Source organism: Streptomyces sp. NPDC021100 (genome assembly GCF_044333095.1).
Lineage (GTDB): Bacteria > Actinomycetota > Actinomycetes > Streptomycetales > Streptomycetaceae > Streptomyces.
On sequence record NZ_JBIRQH010000015.1, the window covers coordinates 22062 to 34490 of the forward strand.

The following is a 12429-nucleotide window of genomic DNA, read 5'->3' on the forward strand; positions in this document are numbered from 1 at the left end:
GACGGACAGCGCACAACCGTCCAGCCGGAGGTAGCCACCGATGAGTTCCGCGAGCCCCCAGAGCCCCGCGCCCCAGTACCGCTCCGTCCCCGCCCAGGTCGACCTGCCCGCGCTCGAACGCGCCGTGCTCGACTTCTGGCAGGAACAGAAGATCTTCGCCCGCACCCTGGCCCAGTCCGAGGGCCGGCCGGAGTGGGTCTTCTACGAGGGCCCGCCGACCGCCAACGGCATGCCGGGCGCGCACCACATCGAGGCCCGCGTCTTCAAGGACGTCTTCCCCCGCTTCCGCACCATGCAGGGCTACCACGTGGGCCGCAAGGCCGGCTGGGACTGTCACGGCCTGCCCGTCGAGCTGGCCGTCGAGAAGGAGCTGGGCTTCTCCGGCAAGCAGGACATCGAGGCGTACGGCATCGCCGAGTTCAACGCCAAGTGCCGCGAGTCCGTGACCCGGCACACCGACGCTTTCAGCGAGCTCACCACCCGCATGGGCTACTGGGTGGACCTGGACGACGCCTACCGCACCATGGACCCGGACTACGTGCAGTCCGTCTGGTGGTCGCTGAAGGAGATCTTCACCAAGGGCCTGCTGGTCCAGGACCACCGCGTGGCCCCCTGGTGCCCCCGCTGCGGCACCGGCCTGTCCGACCACGAGCTGGCGCAGGGCTACGAGACGGTCGTCGACCCGTCCGTCTTCGTCCGCTTCCCGCTGACCTCCGGCCCGCTCGCCGGCGAGGCCGCCCTGCTCGTCTGGACGACGACGCCGTGGACGCTGGTCTCCAACACGGCCGCCGCCGCGCACCCGGACGTCACCTACGTCGTGGCGACGGACGGCAACGAGAAGCTGGTCGTCGCCGAGCCGCTGCTGGAGAAGGCCCTCGGCGAGGGCTGGACGGCCACGGGCCAGTCCTTCACCGGCCGCGAGATGGAACGCTGGACGTACCGCCGCCCGTTCGACCTGGTCGAGTTCCCGGACGCCGCCCACTACGTCGTCAACGCCGAGTACGTGACGACGGAGGACGGCACCGGCATCGTCCACCAGGCCCCGGCCTTCGGTGAGGACGACCTCCGCACCTGCCGCGCCTACGGCCTGCCGGTCGTCAATCCGGTCCGCGCCGACGGCACGTTCGAGGAGGACCTGCCGCTCGTCGGCGGCCAGTTCTTCAAGAAGGCCGACGAGGCCCTCACCGCCGACCTCGACGCGCGCGGCCTCCTCTTCAGGCACGTGGCGTACGAGCACAGCTACCCGCACTGCTGGCGCTGCCACACCGCGCTCCTCTACTACGCGCAGCCGTCCTGGTACATCCGCACGACGGCCGTCAAGGACAAGCTGCTCGCGGAGAACGAGAAGACCAACTGGTTCCCGGACTCGGTCAAGCACGGCCGCTTCGGCGACTGGCTGAACAACAACATCGACTGGGCGCTTTCCCGCAACCGCTACTGGGGTACCCCGCTGCCCATCTGGCGCTGCGAGGACGACCACCTCACCTGCGTCGGCTCCCTCGCCGAGCTCTCCGAGCTCACCGGCACCGACCAGAGCGGCCTCGACCCGCACCGTCCGTACATCGACGACGTCACGTTCCCGTGCCCGACCTGCGCCGGGACCGCGACGCGCGTCCCCGAGGTGATCGACGCCTGGTACGACTCGGGCTCCATGCCGTTCGCCCAGTGGGGCTACCCGTACAAGAACAAGGAGCTCTTCGAGAAGCGCTACCCGGCGCAGTTCATCTCGGAGGCCATCGACCAGACCCGCGGCTGGTTCTACACCCTGATGGCCGTCGGCACGCTCGTCTTCGACAAGTCGTCGTACGAGAACGTCGTCTGCCTGGGCCACATCCTCGCCGAGGACGGCCGGAAGATGTCCAAGCACCTGGGCAACATCCTCCAGCCGATCCCCCTGATGGACCAGCACGGCGCCGACGCGGTCCGCTGGTTCATGGCGGCCGGCGGCTCCCCGTGGGCGGCGCGCCGCGTAGGCCACGGCACGATCCAGGAGGTCGTGCGGAAGACCCTCCTGACCTACTGGAACACGGTCGCCTTCCAGGCCCTCTACGCCCGCACCGCCGGCTGGGCCCCCTCGGCCGCCGACCCGGCCCCGGCCGACCGCCCGCTGCTGGACCGCTGGCTGCTCGGCGAGCTCAACACGCTCACCGACCAGGTCACCCAGGCCCTGGAGGCATACGACACCCAGCGCGCCGGCAAGCTGCTGTCCGCGTTCGTCGACGACCTGTCCAACTGGTACGTCCGCCGGTCCCGCCGCCGCTTCTGGCAGGGCGACGCGGCCGCGCTCCGCACCCTGCACGAGGTCGTCGAGACGGTCACCCGCCTGATGGCCCCTCTGGTGCCGTTCATCACCGAGCGCGTCTGGCAGGACCTGGTCGTCCCGGTCGACCCGGAGGCCCCGGAGTCGGTGCACCTCGCCACCTGGCCGACCGCCGACACCACGCTCATCGACCCGGAACTGTCCCGTCAGATGCTCCTGGTCCGCCGCCTGGTCGAACTGGGCCGCGCCACCCGCGCCGAGTCCGGCGTCAAGACGCGCCAGCCGCTGTCCCGCGCACTGGTCGCGGCGGCCGGCTTCGAGACGCTCGGCGAGGAGCTCCGCGCCCAGATCACCGAGGAGCTCAACGTCTCCTCCCTCGCCTCCCTCTCCGAGGTCGGCGGCTCCCTGGTCGACACCACCGCCAAGGCCAACTTCCGCGCCCTCGGCAAGCGGTTCGGCAAGGGCGTCCAGGCCGTGGCCAAGGCGATCGCCGCGGCGGACGCGGCGGCGCTGTCCCTGGCCCTGCGCGAGGGCAACGCGTCGGTGGAGCTCGACGGCGAGACCGTGACGCTGACCCCCGACGAGGTCATCATCACCGAGACCCCGCGCGAGGGCTGGTCCGTCGCCTCCGACTCCGGCGCCACGGTCGCCCTCGACCTGGAGATCACCCCGGACCTGCGCCGCGCGGGCCTGGCCCGCGACGCGATCCGCCTCATCCAGGAGGCCCGCAAGAACTCCGGCCTCGACGTGGCCGACAGGATCGCTCTGCGCTGGCAGTCGGCTGAGGAGGAGGTCCGGACGGCCCTGGCCGACCACTCCTCGCTGATCGCGGACGAGGTCCTGGCGACGGACTTCGCCTCCGGCGAGGCTGACGACTCGTTCGGCGAGCCGTTCACGGACGAGCCCCTGTCCCTGACGTTCCGCCTGCGCAAGGCATAGTCAGTCCCCACTCCCGCCCCTTCCCATTTCCTGCGGGGAGGGGCCCCGCACCCCCGAAACCGCGCTCCGCGCGGCTGTCCTCAAACGCCGGACGGGCTGAAATGTGCGCCCGGGCGCGATATCCAGCCCGTCCGGCGTTTGAGGACGAGCGGCGAAGCCGCGAAAAGCGGGGTCTGGGGCGGCAGCCCCAGGAAACGGCGAAAGGGCGGGACCGGGGCCCCACCCTTCCACCAAAGCGAACGCGCCGGAGCGGGACGGAATCGAACCGCCGTCTTCCTAGATGCCATCGAGGCGTTCCACCTACTGAACTACACACCCCGGCGCTGCCGATCAGCATACATGCACACGACAACGGGCCGGGCCCCGGGGATATCCCCGGGGCCCGGCCCGTTGTGATTGCGACGACCACCGCTCAGCGGCAGCGGACCGCCGCCGTCAGTTGTCGTCCTCGTCGATGAGGAACCCACGCATCGGCGAGGGCGCCTGCATCGGCTGCGGCCCCTGCGGCCGCACCGGAGCCATCGGCTGCGTCATCGCGGGCGACATCTGCTGCTGCCCACCGTACGACGGGTTGCCCGACGACTGGCCGTGGCCGCCACCCATGGACGAGTTGCCGCCCATGCTGTGACCGCCCATGCCGGCACCGGCCGAGGCCATCGACCCGCTCATCGAGGGGGCCGGCGGCAGCGACGGGGCGCCGGTGGCGCGCGGCGGGGCGAGCGAGTCGTCCGCCTGGTTCTCCAGCTGGCGCAGCTGGCTCTCCAGGTAGGACTTCAGCCGCGTGCGGTACTCGCGTTCGAAGCCGCGCAGGTCTTCGACCTTGCGCTCCAGCGTGGCGCGGGCGGACTCCAGGGAGCCCATGGCCACGCGGTGCTTCTCCTGCGCGTCCCGCTCCAGCGCGTCGGCCTTGGCGCGGGCATCCCGCTCCAGGCCCTCGGCGCGGCTGCGGGCCTCGCCGACGATCTTGTTGGCCTCGGAGCGGGCCTCCGCGATCGCCTGATCGGCCGTCTGCTGCGCGAGCGAGAGCACGCGAGCGGCGCTGTCGCCACCCGGGCCCTGACCCGGCTGCTGCATCTGGGGACCGGGGCCGCCCATCGGACCGCCCTGACCCATCGGGCCGGGACCACCCTGGCCCATCGGACCGCCCTGACCCATGGGGCCGGGACCGCCCTGACCCATGGGACCGCCCATGGGTCCACCCATCGGACCGCCCTGGCCCATGGGGTTCTGTCCCATCGGACCCGCGCCGTGCGGGCCCTGGGGACCGTGGCCGTGTCCGCCCGGCCCGGCCGGCAGCTGCGGGGCACCGCCCGGAAGCTGCGGCGGGCCGCCCATCTGCTGCTGGTTCGGCGGCACCGGCTGCGGGCCGGATATGGCGGCGGGCACCGGAGCCCCGGGACCTGGTCGTTGGTCCTGCGGCTCGGGCTTGCGCATGTTCTGCTGCTGGTTCTGCGCCGCGGCTCGGGTCGCTGCCGCCAGCTTGGCGCGCAGGTCCTCGTTCTCCCGGAGCAGGCGGGTCAGTTCTGCCTCGACCTCGTCGAGAAAGGCGTCGACCTCGTCCTCGTCGTAGCCTTCTCGCAGACGGACGGTCGTGAACTGCTTGTTCCGCACGTCCTCGGGGCTCAGCGGCATCTCTTCTTCACCTCAACGTAGTCGTCGGCAATCGGCAAGACCGTATCGTTCACAGCCGCGTTCACAGCCGCTCCACGACGGTGATCAGGATGTAGACGATGATCATCAGTACGAAGAAGGACAGGTCGAGCGCCACGCCCCCGAGACGCAGCGGCGGGATGAACCGCCGCAGAAGCTTGAGTGGCGGATCGGTGACAGTGTAGGTGGCCTCAAGGACGACCACCATCGCCTTACCGGGTTGCCACGAGCGGGCGAACTGGAAGACGTAATCCATCACCAACCGGAAGATGAGCACGATGAGGAAGACGTACAGCGCGATGTAGACCACCTGCCGTGCGATGTCCATCCTCGCGCTTCCCTCTCCCCTTGTGCCCGGCCTATTGACCGTCTCTCACCGGCATTGCCTGATTGTGCGTCTCTAGCTCTGGTTGAAGAACCCGCCCTCTGCGATGCGGGCCTTGTCCTCCGCCGTGACATCGACGTTAGCAGGAGACAGCAGGAACACCTTCTGCGTCACCCGTTCGATGCTGCCGTGGAGGCCGAAGACCAGACCGGCGGCGAAGTCGACAAGTCGCTTCGCGTCGGTGTCGTCCATCTCGGTCAGATTCATGATCACCGGGGTGCCTTCACGGAAGTGTTCCCCGATGGTACGGGCCTCGTTGTAGGTCCGAGGGTGCAATGTCGTGATGCGGTAAGGCTCCCGCTCGGACACGACTTTGGGCATGATCACCGGTGCGTTCTTCTCCAGGGAGTGGCGTTCGGGTGTGATGGACGACACGGGGGCGATTCGGGCGGGTCGTCCCGTTTCCGCTGTCAGCGGAGCCGGTTCGCGCTGTGCCGGAGGCTGGGCGACCCGTACCGGTTCGTCCGGTTGCGTCTGCTGAGCCTGGTGTTGCTGGTGCTGCTGCCGGCGCCGGTCGGGCTCCGGCTCGGGCTCGAACTCGTCATCGGGATCGAATCCCCGGCCGTCGTACCCATCGTCCTCCACGAGGCCGAGGTAGACCGCCATCTTGCGCATCGCGCCGGCCATTCTCTGCGTCCTCCGCTCTGTGGTGGATCGGCTCCTCAACGGCGCTGGATCCACTTGGTCCGCCCGTCTTTTGACGGGAATGACCATATTTTGTGCTGTGGTCCGACTCTTGGCGACGTTACCCGAGGCCGGGTCGGTCTCCGAGTACCGCTGTGCCGACGCGTACATGTGTCGCACCCGCCGCCACGGCGTCCTCCAGATCCGCGCTCATTCCCGCGGACACCATGTTCGCAGCCGGATGCGCCGCGCGCAGGTCCGTTGCGATTTCCCGCAGCCGCTCGAAGGCCGCCCGGGGGCGGCCCGCATAGGGCCCGGCCAGCGGAGCGACCGTCATCAGGCCCGCCGGGCGCAGCCCGTCGGCCTCGGCCAGGGCGTCGGCGAGGGCCGCCACCCCGTCCGGCGCGACGCCGCCGCGGCCGGGGCCGTCGCCCGTCTCCGCGTCGAGGGCCACCTGGATCAGACAGCCGATTTCCCGTCCGGGACCCCGGCCTTTCCGTACCGCGGCGGCGGAAAGCGCGGTGACCAATCTCAACCGGTCAATGGAGTGCACCACGTCTGCATAATTCACCACGCTTTTCACTTTGTTTGTCTGCAATTGACCGACGAAGTGCCAGGTGAGCGGCAGATCCGCGCATTCCGCGGCTTTCGGCGCCGCGTCCTGGTCGCGGTTCTCGGCGACGTGACGGACCCCCAGTTCCGCGAGCAGCCGGACGTCGCTCGCGGGATAGGTCTTGGTGACCACGATCAGGGTCACCTCTTCACGCTTTCGGCCCACCGCCGCACAGGCGTCGGCGATACGTTCCTCCACCCGGGCGAGGTTGCCGGCCAGTCGCGTCCTGCGGTCCGTCATCGGCCGTCCCCTCCTTCCCCGGCACGGTCGTCGCCGAGCCACACATAACTGGCGAGCCGTCCGGTCACGCGGTCGCGCCGGTAGGAGAAGTGGTCCGCCGATTCCATCGTGCAAACGTCCGACTGCCCCGCGAGGCTGACGCCCATTCGGCCGAGTTGCGCGCGGACCCCGGCGGCCACGTCCACGGCCGGGGTGCCCCACCGGGTGGTGGCCCACGCCTCGGGCACCACCGCGGTGACGTCGGCCCGCATGGCCTCCGGCACCTCGTAGCAGCCGCCGCAGACCGACGGGCCGATCCACGCGAGCGTCCGGGCCGGGTCGGCGCCGAGTCCGGTCATCGCCTCGACCACCGCGGGCACCACCCCGGCGACCAGGCCGGGGCGGCCGGCGTGGGCCGCGCCCGCGATCCCGGCGACCGGGTCGGCCAGCAGGACGGGGGTGCAGTCGGCGGTCAGCACCGCGAGGGCGAGCCCCCGGCGGTCCGTCACCACCGCGTCCACCGCGGGGATCTCGTCCCCGGCGCGCCACGGTCCGTCGACCACGGCCACGTCCTTGCCGTGCACCTGATGCATCCAGACGACCGCCGCCGGGTCGATGCCCAGCGACCGGGCCGCCCGCTCCCGGTTGGCCCGGACCGCGGCCGGGTCGTCGCCGACCGCGCCGCCCAGGTTGAGCTCCGCATACGGAGCGGCGCTCACCCCGCCCCACCGGTCGGTGAAGGCGAAGTGCGCGCCGCTCGCGTGTGCCACGTGTGGCCGTCCCCGGGTGTCCGGGGCCGGGTTTCCTATCACCGGGGTCACGTCCTGCCCGGTCACTTCAGGAAGTCGGGAACGTCCAGTTCCTCGGCGGTCGAGTCCTGGTACGGACGGGCCGGCGGCACCTGCGGGGAGGCGACCGGGGGCGGCGGGACCTCGGCGACCGGCACCGGGTCCGGGACCGGCTCCTCGGTCCGCGGGGTGACGTTGCCGAGACCGCCGAACGAGGGGCGGACCGGCTCGGCCGGCCGCTCGGTGCGGCTCACGGCCGGCGCCGGCGCGGCGGGGGTCTCCTCGCGGCCGTAGGAGGAGCCGAGCACCTTGTCGCGGCTGCCCTTGGCCGGCGGCTGGCCGCCGTCGAAGCCGGCGGCGATGACGGTGACGCGGACCTCGTCGCCCAGGGCGTCGTCGATGACGGCACCGAAGATGATGTTCGCCTCGGGGTGGGCCGCCTCGCTGACCAGCTGGGCCGCCTCGTTGATCTCGAAGAGACCGAGGTCGGAGCCGCCGGAGATGGAGAGCAGGACGCCGCGGGCGCCGTCGATGGACGCCTCCAGCAGCGGCGAGGAGATGGCCATCTCGGCCGCGGCCACCGCGCGGTCGTCGCCGCGCGCCGAGCCGATGCCCATCAGCGCGGAACCGGCCTCCGACATCACGGACTTGACGTCCGCGAAGTCCAGGTTGATGAGGCCCGGGGTGGTGATGAGGTCGGTGATGCCCTGAACACCCGACAGCAGCACCTGGTCCGCCGACTTGAACGCGTCGAGCACGCTCACCTGGCGGTCCGAGATGGACAGCAGCCGGTCGTTGGGGATGACGATGAGGGTGTCGACCTCGTCGCGGAGGCTGGCGATGCCGTCCTCGGCCTGGTTGGCCCGGCGGCGGCCCTCGAAGGTGAACGGGCGGGTGACCACACCGATCGTCAGGGCGCCCAGCGAGCGGGCGATGTTGGCGACGACGGGCGCGCCGCCGGTGCCGGTGCCGCCGCCCTCGCCCGCGGTCACGAAGACCATGTCGGCCCCCTTGAGGACCTCCTCGATCTCCTCGCGGTGGTCCTCGGCGGCCTTGCGGCCGACGTCCGGGTTCGCGCCGGCGCCGAGACCCCGGGTGAGCTCCCGGCCGACGTCGAGCTTGACGTCGGCGTCGCTCATCAGCAGGGCCTGTGCATCGGTGTTGATCGCGATGAACTCGACGCCCTTGAGACCGACCTCGATCATCCGGTTGATGGCGTTGACGCCACCGCCGCCGATACCGACGACCTTGATGACTGCGAGGTAGTTCTGCGGTGCTGCCACGTCGAAGGCCTCTCGCCTCGAGTTACGTATGCCTGGGGGACGGTTCGCAATGCCAACCCGAACCCTAACGTTGAAGTTTAGGGTTACCCGTGCCACTGTTCCCTGGGTTCTCGGAACAGGACACTAAGTCGACAAGTGGCGCGTGTTCAACGAACACGCCGAACCTCCCGTTTTTCTTTTCACCCTATGTGATCACCCATAGGCGTAGCCAACCAGGGTGCTGCCAGCTCCCGGCCGCCGTCAACTCCCCGACGCGGCAGGGGCGCCCGGGGCGCTCACGTCGAAGTGGTCCGCCCCGTGCGCCGCCTTCATCAGGGCGGTGAGCGAACGGGCCTTCGCGTCACCCCGTTCACCGCTGCCCCAGACGACGGTCCGACCACCCGTCAGCTCCATGATGATCGAATCGTATGAGCGTACCCGGATCACGCGGGTGTCGCGGCGGACGTCGGACGGGAGCGCGGCGGCGGCGCGCACGCCCTCGCGTTCGAGGCGGGGGCGCCCGAACCGGCGGGTGCTCGGGGCGTCCGCCGGGGCCTCCATCACCAGCCGCGGCACCTTGGCGGGCGGCCGGTCGACTGTGGCGAACCGCACTCCCGAGCCGTCGATCTCGACGAACTTCCCGTCCTTCTCGACGATCGCCCGCGGCTGGCGCTCCGTCACCTCGACGGCGACGCCGTGCGGCCAGTCCCGGGAGACGTCGACGGACTCGATCCGGGGCAGCCGTTCGCGCAGCCGGGCGGCGATGGCGTCGGTGTCGACGGAGATCAGCGGGTCGCCGAGCGGGACGGCCGCGGCCTCGCGCACCTCGGCGGCGGAGAGCACCTCGACGCCGTCCACGTCCACGCGGGTGGCGCGCAACCAGCCGGAGCCGTAGAGGACCCAGCCGGCGCCGGCGCCCGCGAGGGCCACCGCGAGGACCCAGAGGATCAGGCGGGGGCGGCTTCCCGGCAGCAGGCGGCGGAGGCCCGTGCGGGCCCCCGCCGCTCCGGCGGACTTGGACTTTCCGCCCGCTTTCCCGCCCTTGCCGCCGTTCTTGGGAGCCTGGGAGGAGCCGGCCGGCGACTTCCGCTTCGGCTTACGGTTCCGTTCGTCACCGCGCCGGGCGGTCGTCGGTCCGGCCACGCTTCCCAGCCTCCTGCCGCGACGTCAGCCCCTGCGGGCGGCGATCGCCTCGTAGACCATGCCGACGAGCAGCTCGTCGGCGTCCCGGCGGCCGAACTCGGCGGCGGCGCGGGACATGTCGTACAGCCGCTGCGGGTCGCTGAGGACCGGGAGCACGTTGTGGTGGATCCACTCCGGGCTCAGCTCGGCGTCGTCGACCAGCAGTCCGCCGCCCGCCTTGACCACCGGCTGGGCGTTGAGCCGCTGTTCGCCGTTGCCGATGGGCAGCGGGACGTAGGCGGCCGGGAGCCCGACGGCGGAGAGTTCGGCGACGGTCATCGCGCCCGCGCGGCAGAGCATCATGTCGGCCGCGGCGTACGCGAGGTCCATGCGGTCCACATACGATACCGGGATGTAAGGCGGCATACCGGGCATGTTGTCCACATGCGGCACGTCGTTCTTCGGGCCGACCGCGTGCAGGATCTGGATGCCCGAGCGCTGCAGCGACGGGGCGACCGCCTGGACGACCTCGTTCAGCCGGCGGGCGCCCTGGGAGCCGCCCGAGACCAGCAGGGTCGGCATGTTCGGCTCCAGGCCGAACGCGGCGCGGGCCTCCCAGCGCAGGGCCGCCCGGTCCAGGGTGGCGATCGTGCGGCGCAGCGGGATGCCCACGTAACGGGCGTTGCGCAGCTTGCTGTCCGGGGTGGACACCGCGACGCCGGCCGCGTAGCGCGAGCCGATCTTGTTGGCCAGGCCGGGGCGGGCGTTGGCCTCGTGGACGATGATCGGCACACCGAGCCGCTTGGCGGCCAGGTAGCCGGGGAGCGCCACATAGCCGCCGAAGCCGACCACGCAGTCGGCCTTGGTGCGCTCCAGGATCTGCTCGGCGGCCTTGATGGTGCCGCGCAGCCGCCCGGGCACGGTGATCAGCTCGGGCGTGGGCTTGCGGGGCAGCGGCACCGCCGGGATCAGGCCCAGCTCATAGCCCCGCTCGGGCACGAGCCGGGTCTCCAGCCCGCGCTCCGTGCCGAGCGCCGTGATCCCCACGGTCGGGTCCTGCCTGCGCAGGGCGTCCGCGAGGGCGAGCGCGGGCTCGATGTGGCCGGCGGTCCCCCCGCCGGCGAGTACGACATGCACCGAAATTCACCGCTCTCCGGACGGCCGCTTCTTGACGCGCCGTCTCATCGTCTTCCATCTCACCCCAGGCTGCCGCATGGCCAGCGCCGCCCGCGCACCGGGTTCGTCGCGCGCGAAGGCGATCAGGAGCCCGATGGCGAACATGGTCGGCAGCAGGGCGGACCCTCCGTAGGAGAACAGCGGGAGCGGCACACCGGCGATCGGCAGCAGGCCGAGCACCGCACCGATGTTGACCACGGCCTGGGCCGTGATCCAGGTGGTCACCGCTCCCGCGGCGTACCTCACGAAGGGGTCCTCCGTGCGTCCGGCCACGCGGATACCCGCATAGCCTAGAGCCGCGAAGAGGGCGAGGACCGACAGCGTCCCCGCCAGGCCCAGCTCCTCGCCGGTGATCGCGAAGATGAAGTCGGTGTGGGGCTCGGGCAGTTCGCCCCATTTTTCGACGCTGGCACCCAGTCCGGCACCGAACCAGCCGCCGTTGGCCAGGGCGTAGATTCCGTGCACGGCCTGCCAGCACTGGTCGTTGGCGCCCGGGTCGGTGGCGCCGATGCAGTCCAGGCGGGACATCCGGTTGGCGCTGGTCTTGATGAACAGGACGGCGAGCGCGCCTGTGACACCGATCACCCCGGCGAACAGCCGGGTGGGGGCGCCGGCCACCCAGAGCAGGCCGAACAGGACGAAGGTGAGCACCACGGTGGTGCCCATGTCGCCGCCGACCATGATCAGGCCGAGCAGGACGAAGGTGACGGGCACCAGCGGCACCAGGAGGTGCTTCCACTGGGTGAGCAGCTTCTTGTGCTGCTTGCGGGCCAGCAGGTCGGCGCCCCAGAGCACCAGGGCCAGCTTGGCGAACTCGCTGGGCTGGGCCTGGAAGGGGCCGCCGAGGGAGATCCAGTTGGTGTTGCCGTTGATGGTCTCGCCGATGCCGGGCACCTGGACCAGGACGAGCAGGAAGGCCGAGACGGCGAGCAGCGGGTAGGCGAGCGCCCGCAGCACCTTCACCGGCAGCCGGGCGGCCACCAGCAGCAGGACGGTGCCGATGGCGGCGGCGAGCAGCTGCTTGCGGAAGAAGTAGGTGGGGGCCAGCCCGTTCTGCAGGGCCTTGATCTGGGAGGCCGAGTAGACCATCACCAGGCCCAGCACGGTGATCAGCAGCGAGCCGCCGAGGACGAGGTAGTACGCCGTCAGGGGCCGGTCCCAGGCGCGGCGGGCGCGGGCGTGCAGCGTACGCAGCCCGCCCGGGCCGCCGGGGAGCCGGCCGCGCGGCGGGCCGCCGCGCGGGGAGCCCGTGGCCGGGCGTCTGCCCGCCGCCCCGCGGGCCGGGGTGGCACCGGACGGGCGGGCGGACCGGGGGCGCGCGGAGGGCCCGCGCAGGGCCGTCCAGGCGCCGGGCGGCCCCGCGGTGGCGTGGACGTGGTCGGCGTGCATCC

The 12429-nt window shown here is 71.4% G+C and carries 10 protein-coding genes; 1 reads left to right on the forward strand and 9 read right to left on the reverse strand.

Going from position 1 to position 12429, the window contains the following annotated elements; translation table 11 throughout:
* Positions 1-40: 40 nt before the first annotated feature.
* The gene (gene ileS, locus ACH4PU_RS24555) at positions 41-3199 is read left to right on the forward strand and encodes an isoleucine--tRNA ligase (RefSeq protein WP_398275882.1); all 3159 of its coding nucleotides are present in this window, start codon (positions 41-43) and stop codon (positions 3197-3199) included.
* 435 nt (positions 3200-3634) lie between these two features.
* On the opposite strand, the gene ACH4PU_RS24560 is transcribed toward ileS, so the two are convergent.
* From ACH4PU_RS24560 to ftsW, 9 genes are all read right to left on the reverse strand, one after another.
* Positions 3635-4831, reverse strand: a complete 1197-nt coding sequence (locus tag ACH4PU_RS24560) for a DivIVA domain-containing protein (RefSeq protein ID WP_185943615.1) — start codon at positions 4829-4831, stop codon at positions 3635-3637.
* Positions 4832-4892: 61 nt separating this feature from the next.
* Complete coding sequence (locus ACH4PU_RS24565; RefSeq protein WP_004955828.1) at positions 4893-5177, reverse strand: YggT family protein; 285 nt, start codon at positions 5175-5177, stop codon at positions 4893-4895.
* 72 nt (positions 5178-5249) lie between these two features.
* Positions 5250-5861 carry a cell division protein SepF gene (locus tag ACH4PU_RS24570; protein ID WP_004955830.1) on the reverse strand — a complete coding sequence of 204 codons (612 nt, stop codon included), beginning with the start codon at positions 5859-5861 and terminating at the stop codon, positions 5250-5252.
* A gap of 118 nt (positions 5862-5979) precedes the next feature.
* Positions 5980-6711, reverse strand: a complete 732-nt coding sequence (locus tag ACH4PU_RS24575) for a YggS family pyridoxal phosphate-dependent enzyme (RefSeq protein ID WP_398275888.1) — start codon at positions 6709-6711, stop codon at positions 5980-5982.
* Positions 6708-7460, reverse strand: coding sequence for a peptidoglycan editing factor PgeF (gene pgeF / locus ACH4PU_RS24580; protein ID WP_398275891.1), 753 nt, complete (start codon positions 7458-7460; stop codon positions 6708-6710). Before pgeF ends, ACH4PU_RS24575 begins: the two co-directional genes overlap by 4 nt.
* 62 nt (positions 7461-7522) lie before the next feature.
* Positions 7523-8761: a cell division protein FtsZ gene (ftsZ, locus tag ACH4PU_RS24585; RefSeq protein ID WP_004955836.1), complete on the reverse strand. Its 1239-nt coding sequence runs from the start codon at positions 8759-8761 to the stop codon at positions 7523-7525.
* A gap of 240 nt (positions 8762-9001) precedes the next feature.
* The gene (locus tag ACH4PU_RS24590; RefSeq protein WP_398275894.1) at positions 9002-9883 is read right to left on the reverse strand and encodes a cell division protein FtsQ/DivIB; all 882 of its coding nucleotides are present in this window, start codon (positions 9881-9883) and stop codon (positions 9002-9004) included.
* Between the two features lie 24 nt (positions 9884-9907).
* Positions 9908-10999 carry an undecaprenyldiphospho-muramoylpentapeptide beta-N-acetylglucosaminyltransferase gene (murG, locus tag ACH4PU_RS24595; RefSeq protein ID WP_185943611.1) on the reverse strand — a complete coding sequence of 364 codons (1092 nt, stop codon included), beginning with the start codon at positions 10997-10999 and terminating at the stop codon, positions 9908-9910.
* Positions 11000-11005: 6 nt separating this feature from the next.
* Entirely contained in the window at positions 11006-12427 is a 1422-nt protein-coding gene (gene ftsW / locus ACH4PU_RS24600; protein ID WP_398275898.1) for a putative lipid II flippase FtsW, read from the reverse strand.
* Between the last annotated feature and the right edge of the window lie 2 nt (positions 12428-12429).

What these genes read in the sequence shown, in the direction of transcription:
- ileS (WP_398275882.1), top strand. Translation starts at nt 41, where the DNA reads ATGAGTTCCGCGAGCCCCCAGAGCCCCGCGCCCCAGTACCGCTCCGTC.
- ACH4PU_RS24560 (WP_185943615.1), bottom strand. Translation starts at nt 4,831, where the DNA reads ATGCCGCTGAGCCCCGAGGACGTGCGGAACAAGCAGTTCACGACCGTC.
- ACH4PU_RS24565 (WP_004955828.1), bottom strand. Translation starts at nt 5,177, where the DNA reads ATGGACATCGCACGGCAGGTGGTCTACATCGCGCTGTACGTCTTCCTC.
- ACH4PU_RS24570 (WP_004955830.1), bottom strand. Translation starts at nt 5,861, where the DNA reads ATGGCCGGCGCGATGCGCAAGATGGCGGTCTACCTCGGCCTCGTGGAG.
- ACH4PU_RS24575 (WP_398275888.1), bottom strand. Translation starts at nt 6,711, where the DNA reads ATGACGGACCGCAGGACGCGACTGGCCGGCAACCTCGCCCGGGTGGAG.
- ftsW (WP_398275898.1), bottom strand. Translation starts at nt 12,427, where the DNA reads ATGCACGCCGACCACGTCCACGCCACCGCGGGGCCGCCCGGCGCCTGG.